We start from the raw sequence: 14516 nt of genomic DNA on the forward strand, positions 1-14516 counted from the left end.
AGGGTCTGACGCCGTGCCCGGCAATCCTCGCCCCCGTACCGTGATCGGCACCCGGCTCGGCGACCTCGCCGCCCGGCTCGCCGTCGAGCCTCCGGCCGATGCCGCCGAGGTGCTGGTGACCGGCGTCACGCACGCCAGCCAGGAGGTCCGTTCCGGCGACCTCTACGCGGCGCTGCCCGGCGCCCGCCGCCACGGCGCGGAGTTCGCCGCCGGCGCGGCCCAGGCCGGCGCGGTGGCCGCCCTGACCGATCCGGCCGGCGTGCCCGCGGTGACCGCGGCCGGCCTGCCGGCGATCGTGGTGGACGACCCGCGCGCGGTGCTCGGCACGCTCGCCGCCGCCGTCTACGGCGACCCGACCGCCGACCTCACCGTCATCGGGGTGACCGGGACCGCGGGCAAGACCTCCACCGCCTACCTGGTCGAGTCCGGGCTGCGCGCCGCCGGGCACACCACCGGGCTGATCGGCACGGTGGAGACCCGGCTGGGTGACCTGGTGATCGACAGCGTGCGGACCACTCCCGAGGCGACGGACCTGCACGCCATGCTCGCCGCCGCCCGCGAGCGCGGGGTCACCGCGGTGGTGATGGAGGTGTCCAGCCACGCGCTGGCGATGGGTCGGGTCGGCGGGGTCCGGTTCACCGTCGGCGGCTACACCAACTTCGGCTCCGACCACCTCGACTTCCACGCCGACGCGGCGGACTACTTCGCCGCCAAGGCGCAGCTCTTCGACGGGCGCTGCGCGGTCGAGGTGCTCAACCACGACGACCCGGCGCTGCGTCCGCTCTTCAAGCCGGCCACGCTCAGCTACTCGGCCGCCGGCGACCCCGAGGCCACCTGGTGGGCCGACGGGGTCGGCGGTGCGGGGTACGCCCAGCGGTTCACCGTGCACGGCCCGGACGGCCTCACCCTGCCGGCCGGCGTGGCCCTGCCCGGCCGGCACAACGTGGCGAACGCCCTGCTGGCCATCGCCGCGCTGGTGGCCGTCGGGGTGGACCCGCGGACCGCGGTCACCGGGGTGGCGGAGTGCGGCGGCGTCCCCGGCCGGCTGGAGCTGGTCACCCCGGCGGAGGCTCCGGTCCGCGGCGTGGTCGACTACGCGCACAAGCCGGACGCCATCGTGGCGGCGCTGACCGCGCTGCGCGAGCTGAGCAGCGGCCGGCTGATCTGCGTGATCGGTGCCGGCGGCGACCGGGACCGGGGCAAGCGGCCGGTGATGGGCGCCGCCGCCGCGGAGGGGGCCGACGTGGTACTGGTGACCGACGACAACCCGCGTACCGAGGACCCGGCGGCGATCCGCGCCGAGGTCCTCGCCGGGGCACAGCAGGCGGGTGCGGCGGCCCGGATCGTGGAGGTGGCCGGCCGTCGGGCGGCCATCGACGAGGCGGTCCGGCTGGCCGAGCCGGGCGACGTCATCGCCGTGTTGGGCAAGGGCCACGAGCGGGGGCAGGAGATCGCCGGCGAGGTGCACCCGTTCGACGACCACACCGAACTGGCGGACGCGCTGCGGGCCCGCTTCGGCGACCTGGCAGGCCACCGGTGATCCCGCTGACGCTGGCCGAGGTGGCCACCGCGGTCGACGGCCGGCTGGTCGACGCCGACCCGGACGCCCGGGTCACCGGCCCCGTCGAGTTCGACTCCCGCAAGGTCTCCGCCGGCACGCTCTTCGTCGCCTTCCCCGGCGAGAAGGTCGACGGGCACGACTACGCCGCCGCGGCCGTCGAGGCCGGCGCGGTGGCGGTGCTCGGCACCCGCGAGGTGCCCGGCGTGCCGATGGTGCTGGTCGCCGACGCGCTGACCGCGATGGGCCGGCTGGCCCGCGCGGTGGTCGACCGGCTGCCGGGGCTGACCGTGATCGGGCTGACCGGCTCCTCCGGCAAGACCACCACCAAGGACCTGATCGCCCAGCTCACCGCCCGGCTCGGTGCCACGGTGGCGCCGGCCGGGTCGTTCAACAACGAGCTGGGGCACCCGTACACGGCGATGCAGGCCGATCGGGAGACCCGCTACCTGGTCATGGAGAAGGGCGCCCGGGGGGTGGGGCACGTGCGCTACCTCTGCGAGGTGGTGCCGCCCCGGATCTCCGTGGTGCTCAACGTCGGCACGTCGCACATCGGCGAGTTCGGCTCGCGGGAGAACATCGCCCTGGCCAAGGGCGAGCTGGTCGAGGCGCTGCCCGCCGACGGCCTGGCCGTGCTGAACGCCGACGACCCGCTGGTGGACGCGATGGCGAGCCGCACCGGAGCCCGGGTGGTCCGCTACGGCGAGGCGCCGGACGCCGAGGTGCGCGCCGAGGACGTCGCCCTGGACGAGCGGGGGCGGGCGTCGTACACCCTGGTCACCCCGGACGGGCGCGCGCCGGTGCGGCTCGGGCTGACCGGGCGGCACCAGGTCTCCAACACCCTCGCCGCGGCGGCGGTGGCCCGGGAGCTGGGCATGCCACTGGCCGAGCTGGCCACCGCGCTGGGCGAGCTGGGGTTGGTCTCCACCCGGCGGATGGACGTCTTCGACCGGCCCGACGGGGTGACGGTCATCGACGACTCGTACAACGCCAACCCGGGCTCGATGGCGGTGGCGCTGAAGGCGCTGGCCGGCCTCGGCCAGGGTCGGCGTACCGTCGCGGTGCTCGGTTACATGGCCGAGCTGGGTCCGTACGAGCGCGACGGGCACGCCGAGGTCGGTCGGCTCGCGGCCGAGCTGGGTGTCGACCGGCTGCTCGTGGTGGGCGAGCCGGCCGCGCCGATCCACGAAGGCGCGACAGCGGTAGGAAACTGGGGAGGAGAGTCGGTGCTGCTCACCGATCAGGCGGCGGCCGTCGAGGTGCTGCGGGGCGAGCTACGGCCGGGCGACGTCGTCCTGGTCAAGGGCTCCCGGTACCGCACCTGGGACGTGGTGGACGCGCTGCGCGCGGACGCCAATGGGGAGAGCGCCGGATGAGGGCGGTCATCGTCGCCGTCGGGGTGGCGTTCCTGATCTCGCTCTTCTGCACCCCGATCGCGATCAAGGTGTTCACCCGGCTGAAGGCCGGCCAGCCGATCCGGTCCGACGGCCCGGTGATGCACCAGGGCAAGAAGGGCACGCCGACGATGGGCGGCGTGGTGTTCATCCTCGCCACGGTCATCGCGTACGTCGCCGGTCACCTGGCCCTGACCACCCTGCCGGACGCCCAGATCGCCCAGGTCGAGCCGACCATCACCGCGCTGGTGCTGCTGGGGCTGATGGTCTTCTCCGGCGCGGTCGGCTTCCTCGACGACTTCCTGAAGGTGCGCAAGCGCAACAGCGCCGGGCTCAACAAGCGCGGCAAGCTGCTCGGCCAGATCTTGGTCGGCGCGGTCTTCGGCGTGGTGGCGCTCTACTTCCCGAGCACCATGACCGACTCCTCCGGTGCGGTGACCAACACCGAGACGGTCGGCAGCACCACGCTGAGCTTCATCCGGGACATCCCGGCCCTGGACGTCACCAAGGTCGGGGCGGTGGTCATCTTCATCTTCGTGGTGATGGCGGCGACCAACGGCGTCAACCTCACCGACGGCCTGGACGGCCTGGCCACCGGCGCCTCGGTGATGGTCCTCGCCGCGTACGCGCTGATCGCCTTCTGGCAGTACCGGCACTGGTGCGCCGACCCGAGCTACACCCAGGCCTACTGCTACACGGTCCGTGATCCGCTGGAGATCGCGCTGATCGCCGGGGCGGCGGCCGGGGCCTGCGTCGGCTTCCTCTGGTGGAACACCTCGCCGGCGCGGATCTTCATGGGCGACACGGGTGCGTTGGGACTGGGCGGTCTGATCGCCGGCATGGCGATGTCGACCCGGACCATCCTGCTGCTGCCGATCATCGGCGGCCTGTTCGTGATCATCACGATGTCCGTGGTGATCCAGATCATCTCGTTCCGGACCACCGGCAAGCGGGTCTTCCGGATGTCGCCGTTGCAGCACCACTTCGAGCTCGCCGGGTGGAGCGAGGTCAACATCGTGGTCCGGTTCTGGATCATCGCCGGCATCGGGGTGGCCATCGCGCTCGGCCTCTTCTACAGCGAGTTCCTCGCCAACATGACCTGAGCCGCGCCCCGACCGGGCCGGCCCCGAACTGTGTCGCGTCCGCTCGGGCCGGCCCGGTGCGGGGCGGCCCGATACCGGTGCGCCCGAGCCCTCCGCCACCCGGCGGAGGGCTCGCCCGTTTCCGGCGACACGCCGAGCGGACCGTTGCGGGGGTGGCGAGCCGGCACAGCGGCGATGATGTCCGGGTGGGGGAGGGACGAGACACCGACGGCACCATCCAGGCCCGGCCGCGGCGGGCGCCCGGCGGCGGTCGTGGCACCGAAGCGACCGCGGCGCCGCGTGCGCCCGACGAGCCGGGCGCGGCGGCACCGGCGCCCCTGCGCGGCCTGGACGCCGCGGGCGGGCTGGCCGCGCTGCGCGGCCTGTTGGACCGCCCGCTGGCCTCCTACTACCTGCTGATCTCCAGCGCCGGCCTGCTGCTGGTGATCGGCCTGACCATGGTCTTCTCGGCGACCAGCGTGACGGACTACGCGGAGAACGGCAACGCCTCGACCTCGCTGACCAAGCAGGCGATCTTCGCGGTGATCGGCATGGTGGCGTTCTGGGCCTGCCAGCGGCTGCCGGCGAGCACCTACCGGGCGCTGGGCCGGCCGCTGCTGATCACCGCGATCGGCCTGCTGCTGCTGCTCAACCTGCTGCTCGCCTATGCCCGGCTGACCGGGCAGGACTCCGCGCGGGTCGGCCCGATCGAGGCACGGCTGCTCTGGCTCTTCATCGGTGGGATCCAGGTGCAGCCCTCCGAGCTGGCAAAGTTCGCGCTGGTGCTCTGGGGTGCGCACGTGATCGCCCGCAAGGGCGCCGCGCTGGGCTGGTGGCGGGAGCTGGCCACGCCGCTCTTCCCGGTGGTCGGCCTGCTCTTCGTGCTGGTCGGCTACAACGACCTGGGCACCATGATCTGCCTGCTGGCGCTGGTGGTCGGGCTGCTCTGGGCGGCCGGGGTGCGGCTGCGGGTGTTCGGCGCGCTCTCGGTGGCCGGGCTGATCGGCGTCGGCCTGCTCATCGCGGTCGCCTCGCTCGGCGCGGGCTCCGGCGAGCAGGGCGAGCAGAACTACCGGTTCGCCCGGCTGGTCTCCTTCTTCAACCCCCCGGCGCCCGAGGACTGCAAGCTGACCGGCTGCTACCAGCTCTTCCAGGGCCGCCTGGCCATCGAGCACGGCGGCTGGTTCGGCGTCGGGCTGGGCAAGAGCAGCCTGAAGTGGGACTGGCTGCCCGAGGCGCACAACGACTTCATCTTCGCCATCATCGCCGAGGAGCTCGGCGTGGTCGGCTGCGCCGTCGTGCTCGTCCTCTTCGCCGTGCTCGCCTACAGCGGTCTGCGGATCGCCCGGCGGGTCGAGGATCCGTTCCGTCGGCTCGCCGCCGCGGCGGTGACCACCTGGCTGGTCAGCCAGGCCGCGATCAACATCGGTGGGGTGGTCGGGCTGCTGCCGATCACCGGGCTGCCGCTGCCGTTCATCTCCGACGGCGGAAGTGCCCTGGTCGTGACGCTGGCGGCGGTCGGCATGCTCGCCTCCTTCGCCCGCGCCGAACCCGATGCGGCCAGAGCCCTGCATGCCCGTCCGCCGGCCCGTTGGGTCCGACTACTCTGGGCCCCGTTGCCGCCGCTTCCCGGACGGCGTCGCCGACCGGCGTCGCCGCCGGCGGCCCGAGGGCCAGTGCCCCGGGCGCGGGAGCGGCGGGAGGACGAGCAGGCCGTGGCCCGCCGTGTCCGGCAGACCCGGACGCGGCTAGGCGCGGCGAACGAGAGGAGACGCTGATGGGTCCGCTGCGTTCGGTGGTGCTCGCGGGAGGTGGCACCGGGGGGCACATCTACCCGCTGCTCGCCTTCGCCGACTGCCTGCGCCGACACGACCCCGGCGTCCGGATCACCTGCCTGGGCACACCCCGGGGCCTGGAGAACGAGCTGATCCCGCCGCAGGGCTACGACCTGCGCACGATCCCCGCCTACCAGCTGCCCCGCTCGGTCAACATGAACCTGGTCCGCACCCCGGGCCGGATGTGGACCGCGGCCCGCGCCGCCGGCAAGGTGATCGACGAGGTGCAGGCCGACGTGGTGGTCGGCTTCGGCGGCTACGTCTCGGTGCCGGCCTACCTCGCCGCCTGGCGCCGCGAGCTGCCCATCGTCATCCACGAGGTGAACGTGCCACCGGGTGTGGCGAACCGACTCGGGATGAAGTTCACCAAGCACGTCGCCGTCGGCTTCCCGCACCAGCCGGCGCAGGCCGAGTCGCTGCGCGACGCCCGGGTGGTCGGCGTGCCGCTACGCCGCAACATCGCCGGCCTGGACCGGGCCGCGCTGCGCGCCAGCGCCCGGGCCCATTTCGGACTCCGTCCCGACCTGCCGGTGCTCTTCGTCGCCGGCGGCTCGCAGGGGGCCCGCTCGATCAACCTCGCCGTCTCCGGCGCGGCCAAGGAGCTGGCCCGCAACGGCGTGCAGGTGCTGCACGTGATGGGCGCCCGCAACGAGCCGGTGCCGATCCCCACCGACCTGCCGGTGCCCTACGTGACCCTGCCCTACCTGTCCGAGATGGAGCTGGGTTACGCCGCGGCCGACCTGATGCTCGGCCGGGGCGGCGCGATGACCTGCGCCGAGGTGGCCGCGATCGGGCTGCCCACCATCTACGTGCCGTACCCGCACAGCAACCAGGAACAGAAGCGCAACGCGCTGCCCGTGGTGGAGGCCGGCGGCGGGTTGCTCGTCGACGACGCCGAGCTGACCCCGGACTGGCTGGAGCGGACGGTGATCCCGCTGATCCGCGACCCGCACCGGCTCGCCGCGATGGGCGCGGCCGCGTCGGCGTACGGGCGGCGCGACGGCGACGTGGCGTTGCTGAACTACGTCTACGAGGCGGTGGCCCGATGACCGCGCAGTTCACCCCGGCCGGCACGCTCACCGCCGAGGACCTCGGCACCATCCACCTGATCGGGGTCGGCGGGGTCGGCATGAGCGGGCTCGCCCGGCTCTTCCTCACCCGGGGCATTCCGGTCTCCGGCAGCGAGCTGCGCGAGTGGCCCTCGCTGGCCGGGCTGCGCGCGCTCGGCGGCACGATCCACATGAGCCACGAGGCGGCCAACCTGGACGGCGTGGACACCGTGGTCTACTCCTCGGCCATCCCGCAGGACCACCTGGAGATGGCGGAGGCGCGCAAGCGCGGCCTGCGGGTGCTGCACCGCTCCGAGGCGCTCGCCGCGGCGATGACCGGTCGCCGGACGGTGGCCGTGGCCGGCACCCACGGCAAGACCACCACCACCTCGATGGTCACCATGGTGCTCCAGCAGGCCGGTGCGGATCCCTCCTTCGTGATCGGCGGGGAGATCTCCGAGGTCGGCTCGGGCGCCCACCACGGCACCGGCGAGCACTTCGTGGTGGAGGCGGACGAGAGTGACCGCTCGTTCCTGATCTACCGCCCGTACGTCTCGGTCATCACCAACGTCGAGGCCGACCACCTGAACACGTACGGCGACCTGGCCAACCTGGAGGCGACCTTCGCCGAGTTCGCCCGGCTCACCGACCCGGACGGATACATCATCACCTGCGCCGACGACCCGGGCGGTCGCCGGCTGGCCGAGACGTTGCGGGCCGAGGGCCGCCGCGTGCACACCTACGGCGAGGCGGCAGACGCCGACCTGCGGCTGACCGAGGTCGCCTCGTCGGCGCAGGGCGTGCGCTACCTGGCCGCGATCGACGGCCGGTCGCTGGGCGAGTTCCGGCTGCCGGTGCCGGGGCGGCACATGGGGCTCAACAGCGCCTCGGCGGTGCTCACCACGTACCTGCTGGGGCTGCCGCTGGAGGCGGCGGAGGCCGCGCTGGCGGCGTTCCCCGGCGTGCGGCGGCGGTTCGAGCGCAAGGGCGTCGCGGACGACGTGCTGGTCTACGACGAGTACGCCTACCACCCCACCTCGATGACGCTGGCCCTGCAGACGCTGCGCGAGGTGGCCGGCGACGGCCGGCTGATCGTGGTCTTCCAGCCGTACCGGCTCTACCGCACCCGCGACCTGCAGGCGGAGATCGCCGCGGCGCTGGCCATCGCCGACGAGCTGGTGCTGCTGGAGGTCTTCGGCCCGGGTGAGCTGCGCCAGCCCGGCGAGGGGTCGGCGGCGCTGATCGAGGCGGTGTCGCTGCCGGCCGAGCGCAAGGTCTTCGTGGACTCCTGGGAGGCGGCGCCGGTGGAGGTGGCCCGCCGGGCCCGCCCCGGTGACGTGGTGGTGACGATGGGCGCCCCGCCGATCTCGCTGATGGGCGACCAACTCCTGGACGCCCTGCTGGCCCGGGCGGACGCGGCGGCGGACCCGGCCGGGACGGTGCCGCCGGGCGGCTCCTCCGGCGGCAGCGCGGCCATCGGGGGAACCGTCCCCGACGCCCCGCCCGGCGCCGGCACCTCGGCCGCGGGTGGCGCCGTGGCTCCGGACGGCGCGGCGCCCGCCGCCGGATGAGCCCCGGGCCGGCCCGCGGGCGGACCTCCGGCGCCGAGGCGGCCGGCCGGCGCGGTTCGGTGCGCCGGTGGCAGCTGGTCCGCGCCGGCAGCGACGCGGTGCCCGCCTCGACCCGGCGGTTCATGCGCCGGGCCCGGCAGCGCCGGATGCGCGCTGCGCTGCCGTGGGCGGTGGCGGCGGGGCTGCTCGCGCTGGCCGGGCTGGTCGCCTGGGCGGTGCTCGGCACCGGGCTGTTCGGGGTGCGCGAGGTGCGAGTGGAGGGCGCCGAGCTGGTGAACCCGGTGCAGGTGCGCGACGCGGCGGGGATACCGGACGGCGTTCCGCTGGCCCGGGTGGACCTGGCCGGCACCGCCCGGCGGATCGGCGCGCTCGCTCCGGTGCAGCGGGCAACGGTGACCCGGGACTGGCCGGACGCGCTGGTCGTCCGGGTGGTGGAGCGCACCGGGGTCGCGGTGGTCCCGCAGGGCGAGCGGTTCGTGGTGATCGACGACAGCGGGACGGTCTTCCGCAGCCTCACCCAGCGCCCGGACGGCCTGCCGCTGATCCGGGTCGTCGAGCCGGGGCCGGACGATCCGGGCACCCGGGCGGCGGTGGACGTGCTCGGCGCGCTCACCCCGCAGCTGCGCGCCGCGTTGGTCGACGTGACCGTGGAGAGTCTGGCCCTGATCAAGCTCCGGCTCGACGGCGACCGGACGGTGGTCTGGGGCGACGCCTCCCGGGGCGACGACAAGGCCCGGGTGGCCACCGCGCTGCTCGGACAGCGGGCGGAGACGATCGACGTGAGCGCGCCGGACGTCGTGACCTTCCGGTGATCCGGGGGTGCGACGAGGCGGGCGCGACGTGAGCCGTTCCGCTCCGGGCGGCGACACGCCGAGCAGGTCCTTGGCTCTGCGGGCGGGGACGCTTACGTTGCCCCGAAGAGGATCAGTGGTTGACATAACTGTAAGCCTCTAGTAGAGGGTGAGGGTTCCATCCCTGACCCCCGCTGGAGCACCGACGTCGACCACTGGCCTGGCCAAGCCGTGTGGGGCCGGCCCATGCCAATCTCGAGGGGAAAGGACCGGAGATGACACCTCCGCACAACTACCTGGCGGTCATCAAGGTCGTCGGCATCGGGGGCGGCGGCGTCAACGCCGTCAACCGGATGATCGAGGTTGGGCTCAAGGGCGTCGAGTTCATCGCGATCAACACCGACGCGCAGGCGCTGCTGATGAGCGACGCCGACGTCAAGCTCGACGTCGGCCGGGAGCTGACCCGCGGGCTCGGCGCGGGCGCCAATCCGGACGTCGGCAAGAACGCCGCCGAGGACCACCGGGACGAGATCGAGGAGGTGCTCAAGGGCGCCGACATGGTCTTCGTGACCTGCGGCGAGGGCGGCGGCACCGGCACCGGCGGCGCGCCCGTGGTGGCGAACATCGCCCGCAAGCTCGGCGCGCTCACCATCGGTGTGGTGACCCGGCCGTTCTCGTTCGAGGGCAAGCGCCGCCAGGTGCAGGCCGAGGCGGGGATAGACGAGCTGCGCAACCAGTGCGACACGCTGATCGTGATCCCCAACGACCGGCTGCTGGCGCTCGGCGACCGCAACATCAGCATGATGGACGCCTTCCGCACCGCCGACCAGGTGCTGCTCTCCGGTGTGCAGGGCATCACCGACCTGATCACCACGCCGGGTCTGATCAACCTTGACTTCGCCGACGTGAAGAGCGTGATGAGCGGCGCGGGCAGCGCCCTGATGGGCATCGGCAGCGCCCGGGGCGAGAACCGCGCGGTCGAGGCGGCCGAGGCGGCCATCTCCAGCCCGCTGCTGGAGCAGAGCATGGACGGCGCCCGCGGGGTGCTGCTCTCCATCGCCGGCGGCTCCGACCTCGGTCTGTTCGAGATCAACGACGCGGCGCAGCTGGTCACCGACGCGGCCCACCCGGACGCGAACATCATCTTCGGCGCGGTCATCGACGACGCCCTCGGCGACGAGGTGCGGGTCACCGTGATCGCGGCGGGCTTCGACGGCGGCACGCCGGCCTACAAGGCGGCCGAGCCGGGGCGGAAGACCAACCAGAACCAGCCGGCCCCGCAGAGCCCGCCGGTCACGCCGCCGGCCGCCATGCCGGCGCCGCAGCAGTCGCCCCGTCGGGTGCTCTTCGACGACGTCGACGTGCCCGACTTCCTCAAGAACGGGTCCTGAGCACCGCCGATGACCGACAGCTCGACCACGGTACGGCCGGACCGCCGGGCCGAACTCGCGGCCGGCCTGGTCCGGGTCCAGGCCCGGATCGCGGACGCGTGCGACGCGGCAGGCCGGGACCGCGCCAACGTCACGATGATCGCCGTCACCAAGACCTACCCGGCCGGTGACGTGCTGGCGCTGGCCGGCCTCGGGGTGACCGACATGGGGGAGAACCGGGACCAGGAGGCGGGCGAGAAGGCCGCCGCGGTGGCAGCGGCCGGCGCGACGCCGCGCTGGCACTTCATCGGCCGGTTGCAACGCAACAAGGCTCGGTCGGTGGTCCGGTACGCCGACGTGGTGCACTCGGTGGACAGCGTCCGGCTGGCCCGGGCGCTGGACACCGCGGCGAGCACCCGGGACAGTCCGCTGGCGGCGCTGGTGCAGGTGAGCGTCGACGGTGACCCGGCCCGGGGCGGCGCGCTGCCCGGCTCGGCCGATCCGGACGTCGGGTTGGACGCGGTCGCCGAGGCGTTGGCAGCGGCGCCGGCGCTGCGGCTGGCCGGGCTGATGGCGGTGGCGCCGCTGGGCTGGGAGCCGGAGCGGGCGTTCGCCCGGCTGGCGGAGGTGGCTGCCGCGTTCCGCGCGGTCCATCCCGGAGCCACCGAACTCTCGGCGGGTATGAGCGGCGACCTGGAAATCGCGATCAGATACGGCGCGACACATGTCCGCGTCGGTAGCGCGTTGCTCGGAATGCGCCCCACGCTGCGGTAGCCTGACCGCGAAAGAAGCAAATTACATCTGTGTTGTTTTCAAGGAACGGCATCCCGTTGTCGGGGGTCGTGGCGCGGGACGCGAATCGCGCGCCAGGGGATTGCCGTTCCGGTCCAGTGGGCAGAGAAGTCCACTCGCGACAGGCGACACGGCACGGGGGCGTGTGCCGCACGGCGGACGGAAGGGCGCGGGATGGGTGCACTGCGCAAGGCGGGGGTCTGGCTCGGTCTGGTCGAAGAGGACGACGAGCGGGCCTACGACGACGGTGGCTACGAAAAGGGGGGCTACCGCGAGTCGCGCTACCGGCAGAGCCGGTACGCCGAGGAGTTCGCCGAGGACGACGAGGACGACACCGAGGAGCCGCCGGCGCCGCGTCCCCGGGTGGGGGAGCGTGGCCGCCTCGGCGAGCGGGCTGGTCGGGCGACCGAGTCCGAGCGGGCCGAGGTCGAGCGGCCGGAGCGGGTCGAGCGCTCCAGCGTCCGGTCGATCACCCGGTCGACCGGCGAGACCTCGGGTGCGCTGACCTACCACACCCGGGACAACCTGGCCCTGGCCCCGCAGACGTCGCCCCGGGAGCGGGCGGTGGTCGCCGACGAGGAGCAGCGCTACCAGATCACCACGCTGCACCCGACCACCTACCGGGAGGCTCGGACCATCGGTGAGCACTTCCGCGACGGCGTTCCGGTGATCATCAACCTCACCGAGATGGACGAGGCGGACGCCCGCCGTCTGGTGGACTTCGCCGCCGGGTTGGCGTTCGGGCTGCGCGGTACGATCGAGCGCGTGACCAATCGGGTGTTCCTGCTCTCACCGGCCAACGTCCAGGTCACCGCGGAGGACAAGGCCAAGATCGCTGAGGGCGGCTTTTTCAGTCTGAGTTGACCCCGCCCGACCCGAGGGACGTCGCCTGCCGTGTTGTCGATCCTGCTGCAAGTCCTGTACCTGATCCTCTACGTCTTTCTGCTCCTTCTTCTGTCCCGGTTTGTCCTGAGCGCTGTGCTCCAGTACGGCCGCCGGTGGCAACCGGGGCGTGGGGCATCGGCGGGACTGGAATCCGTGTGGAGCGTCACTGATCCCCCTCTCAGCGCGTTGAGGCGTGTGATCCCTCCGCTGCGAATTGGTACCGTGAGCATCGACCTGGCCTCCCTTGTGCTCCTGGTTATCCTGTTCGTGCTGATGGAGTTCGTGTTAGAGCCGTCGATCATCAGGACCGCCTGATGACCGACGCGCTATCGCGGCCGCAACTGACCCGAGGAGTTTCGATGCCGCTGACCCCGGCCGACGTACACAACGTCGCCTTCAAAAAGCCGCCGATCGGCAAGCGGGGGTATGACGAGGAGGAGGTCGACGCCTTCCTTGACGAGGTCGAGCGCGAGCTCGCCCGTCTCATCGAGGAGAACAACGAGCTGCGCGCCCAGGTGGAGCGCGGCGGCCGTGGTGGCGCCCCCGCCGGCCCCGGCGGCGACGCCCGTCTCGCGGCGGAGCTCAACGACGTCAAGGCCCAGCTCGACCGGGTGCAGCGTGACAAGGCAGCGGCCGAGCAGGCCGCCCGCGCGATGCAGGCCGAGCTGGAGCAGGTCCGCGCGACCGGTGGCCCGGCCGTCACCGGTGACGGTGAGCAGCAGGCGCTGCGGGTGCTGATGATGGCCCAGCGGACGGCCGACGACCACGTCTCCGACGCCCGTCGCGAGGCCGACCAGCTGCTCTCCGAAGCCCGCTCGAAGGCCGAAGAGGTGACCCGCGAGGCGCGGGCGAAGGCTGACGCGCTGGAGCGCGACTCCCGCCAGCGGCACCAGGAGGCCATGGGCGGCCTGGACGCCAAGCGCACCGCGCTGCAGAAGCACATCGAAGAGCTCAAGCAGTTCGAGCGCGAGTACCGCACCCGGCTCAAGGCCTACCTGGAGAGCCAGCTGCGCGACCTGGACGGCCGCGGTCAGGGCCTGGAGGCCGAGATGACCCGCTCCGAGGGCAACCGGGCCGCCGGCGGCAACGGGCTGGCCACCGCCGGCCTCGCCGGCTCCTACGGTGGCGGTCGCTCCGGTGCTCTCGAGGCCGGTCGCTGATCTTCGGTCGGCGGCCGTCGGGAACGATGGCGGTCGCCGACCGCGTCTGGATGGTACGACGCGGCGGGGGTGAGCCGTGATAGTCGCAAGTCTCCTGCTCATCCTCGTCGCCGTGGCGCTGCTGGTGCTCGGCCTGGCCGGTGGCTCCAGCCTGATGCTGATCATCTCGATCGGGGCCAGTCTGCTGGCCGCCGTCGCGTTGGTGGTGGGTGCCCGCCAGGCAGCCACCAGCCGGACGACGGCGGGCCCGGATCCGTCCGGTCCGTGGCAGCCGGAAGCCTCCCGCCCGGCCGAACCGGCCGCGCCGCGGGTCGCGTACGGCCCGCCGCTGGCGGAGCCGGAGATTCCGGTCCAGCACGTTCCTTCGACTGTCGGTACCGGCGGCACCGGGTGGCGGCAACCACCCGAGGCCCCGGCCGACGACGAACCCTCCCCGGGCGCTGCCGCCGCCGGGGCCCAGGACGACGAGCCGGCCGCGCAGCCGGTCACGCCCGCCGAGGAGGCCCGGCTGACCCGGCTGGTGGACGAGGTCCGGGTGGTGGACGGCAGGCCCCGCTACCACCTCGACGACTGCGCCCACCTGGTCGGGCGGACGCACGAGCCGCTGCCGGTGGCCGAGGCGGTCGAGCTGGGCTTCACCCCGTGCCTGCGCTGCGCGCCGGCCACCGTCCTGCTCGCCGACGCCCGGCCGTACTGAGCGGGACTCATCGTGCCCGCCGACGACGCTCTCACGGTGGCGGTACGGGTGAAGCCCGGTGCCGCCCGGGCCCGGGTCGGCGGCTGCTTCGACGGGCCGCACGGCCCCGCCCTGGTGATCGCGGTGAACGCGCCGGCCGTCGACGGCCGGGCCACCGAGGCCGCCCGCCGGGCGCTGGCCGGGGCGCTCGGCGTCCGCGCCGCCGCGGTGTCGCTGCGCACCGGCGCGGCCAGTCGGGACAAGCTCTTCCTCGTGGAACGGCCCGGCCCCGAGCTGTCCGGCGTGCTGCGCCGGCTGCGCGACGGATCCGGCGAGTGAGGAACGCCCGGGCC

General features: G+C 73.5%; 14 protein-coding genes. All 14 read left to right on the plus strand.

The features are described 5' to 3' along the window. The first annotated feature begins 13 nt into the window (after window positions 1-13). The 14 genes from AB0C04_RS08295 to AB0C04_RS08360 all read left to right on the plus strand — a co-directional run bounded on the left by AB0C04_RS08295 (window position 14) and on the right by AB0C04_RS08360 (window position 14502). Window positions 14-1540: a UDP-N-acetylmuramoyl-L-alanyl-D-glutamate--2,6-diaminopimelate ligase gene (locus tag AB0C04_RS08295; protein ID WP_357050207.1), complete on the plus strand. Its 1527-nt coding sequence runs from the start codon at window positions 14-16 to the stop codon at window positions 1538-1540. After that, window positions 1537-2934 carry a UDP-N-acetylmuramoyl-tripeptide--D-alanyl-D-alanine ligase gene (gene murF / locus AB0C04_RS08300; RefSeq protein ID WP_357050210.1) on the plus strand — a complete coding sequence of 466 codons (1398 nt, stop codon included), beginning with the start codon at window positions 1537-1539 and terminating at the stop codon, window positions 2932-2934. Before AB0C04_RS08295 ends, murF begins: the two co-directional genes overlap by 4 nt. Next, window positions 2931-4055 carry a phospho-N-acetylmuramoyl-pentapeptide-transferase gene (gene mraY / locus AB0C04_RS08305; protein ID WP_350872409.1) on the plus strand — a complete coding sequence of 375 codons (1125 nt, stop codon included), beginning with the start codon at window positions 2931-2933 and terminating at the stop codon, window positions 4053-4055. The genes murF and mraY overlap by 4 nt, the downstream gene beginning before the upstream one ends. 344 nt (window positions 4056-4399) lie before the next feature. Next, entirely contained in the window at window positions 4400-5812 is a 1413-nt protein-coding gene (locus tag AB0C04_RS08310) for a putative peptidoglycan glycosyltransferase FtsW (RefSeq protein ID WP_357050782.1), read from the plus strand. Further along, window positions 5812-6918, plus strand: a complete 1107-nt coding sequence (gene murG / locus AB0C04_RS08315; RefSeq protein ID WP_357050214.1) for an undecaprenyldiphospho-muramoylpentapeptide beta-N-acetylglucosaminyltransferase — start codon at window positions 5812-5814, stop codon at window positions 6916-6918. Before AB0C04_RS08310 ends, murG begins: the two co-directional genes overlap by 1 nt. Continuing rightward, the gene (gene murC / locus AB0C04_RS08320; protein ID WP_357050217.1) at window positions 6915-8489 is read left to right on the plus strand and encodes a UDP-N-acetylmuramate--L-alanine ligase; all 1575 of its coding nucleotides are present in this window, start codon (window positions 6915-6917) and stop codon (window positions 8487-8489) included. The genes murG and murC overlap by 4 nt, the downstream gene beginning before the upstream one ends. Continuing rightward, complete coding sequence (locus tag AB0C04_RS08325; RefSeq protein ID WP_357050220.1) at window positions 8486-9301, plus strand: FtsQ-type POTRA domain-containing protein; 816 nt, start codon at window positions 8486-8488, stop codon at window positions 9299-9301. Before murC ends, AB0C04_RS08325 begins: the two co-directional genes overlap by 4 nt. Before the next feature lie 254 nt (window positions 9302-9555). After that, the gene (gene ftsZ / locus AB0C04_RS08330) at window positions 9556-10671 is read left to right on the plus strand and encodes a cell division protein FtsZ (RefSeq protein ID WP_350872417.1); all 1116 of its coding nucleotides are present in this window, start codon (window positions 9556-9558) and stop codon (window positions 10669-10671) included. A 9-nt stretch (window positions 10672-10680) separates the two neighbouring features. Further along, on the plus strand, window positions 10681-11424 hold the full coding sequence (locus AB0C04_RS08335; RefSeq protein ID WP_357050223.1) for a YggS family pyridoxal phosphate-dependent enzyme: 744 nt from the start codon (window positions 10681-10683) through the stop codon (window positions 11422-11424). Between the two features lie 192 nt (window positions 11425-11616). Continuing rightward, complete coding sequence (sepF, locus tag AB0C04_RS08340; protein ID WP_357050226.1) at window positions 11617-12306, plus strand: cell division protein SepF; 690 nt, start codon at window positions 11617-11619, stop codon at window positions 12304-12306. A gap of 30 nt (window positions 12307-12336) precedes the next feature. Then, window positions 12337-12642, plus strand: coding sequence for a YggT family protein (locus AB0C04_RS08345; RefSeq protein WP_281573071.1), 306 nt, complete (start codon window positions 12337-12339; stop codon window positions 12640-12642). A 44-nt stretch (window positions 12643-12686) separates the two neighbouring features. After that, entirely contained in the window at window positions 12687-13487 is an 801-nt protein-coding gene (locus AB0C04_RS08350) for a DivIVA domain-containing protein (RefSeq protein ID WP_357050230.1), read from the plus strand. Window positions 13488-13563: 76 nt separating this feature from the next. Continuing rightward, window positions 13564-14184, plus strand: coding sequence for a hypothetical protein (locus tag AB0C04_RS08355; protein WP_357050233.1), 621 nt, complete (start codon window positions 13564-13566; stop codon window positions 14182-14184). A gap of 12 nt (window positions 14185-14196) precedes the next feature. Continuing rightward, entirely contained in the window at window positions 14197-14502 is a 306-nt protein-coding gene (locus tag AB0C04_RS08360; protein ID WP_357050235.1) for a DUF167 domain-containing protein, read from the plus strand. Window positions 14503-14516 lie beyond the last annotated feature (14 nt).

This window comes from Micromonospora sp. NPDC048909, assembly GCF_040649635.1.
In the GTDB taxonomy this organism is placed as follows: Bacteria; Actinomycetota; Actinomycetes; order Mycobacteriales; family Micromonosporaceae; genus Micromonospora.

Coding starts and splice junctions, on each gene's coding strand:
- sepF (WP_357050226.1), top strand. CDS start 11,617: ATGGGTGCACTGCGCAAGGCGGGGGTCTGGCTCGGTCTGGTCGAAGAG.
- AB0C04_RS08335 (WP_357050223.1), top strand. CDS start 10,681: ATGACCGACAGCTCGACCACGGTACGGCCGGACCGCCGGGCCGAACTC.
- ftsZ (WP_350872417.1), top strand. CDS start 9,556: ATGACACCTCCGCACAACTACCTGGCGGTCATCAAGGTCGTCGGCATC.
- AB0C04_RS08350 (WP_357050230.1), top strand. CDS start 12,687: ATGCCGCTGACCCCGGCCGACGTACACAACGTCGCCTTCAAAAAGCCG.
- AB0C04_RS08325 (WP_357050220.1), top strand. CDS start 8,486: ATGAGCCCCGGGCCGGCCCGCGGGCGGACCTCCGGCGCCGAGGCGGCC.
- murG (WP_357050214.1), top strand. CDS start 5,812: ATGGGTCCGCTGCGTTCGGTGGTGCTCGCGGGAGGTGGCACCGGGGGG.
- murC (WP_357050217.1), top strand. CDS start 6,915: ATGACCGCGCAGTTCACCCCGGCCGGCACGCTCACCGCCGAGGACCTC.
- mraY (WP_350872409.1), top strand. CDS start 2,931: ATGAGGGCGGTCATCGTCGCCGTCGGGGTGGCGTTCCTGATCTCGCTC.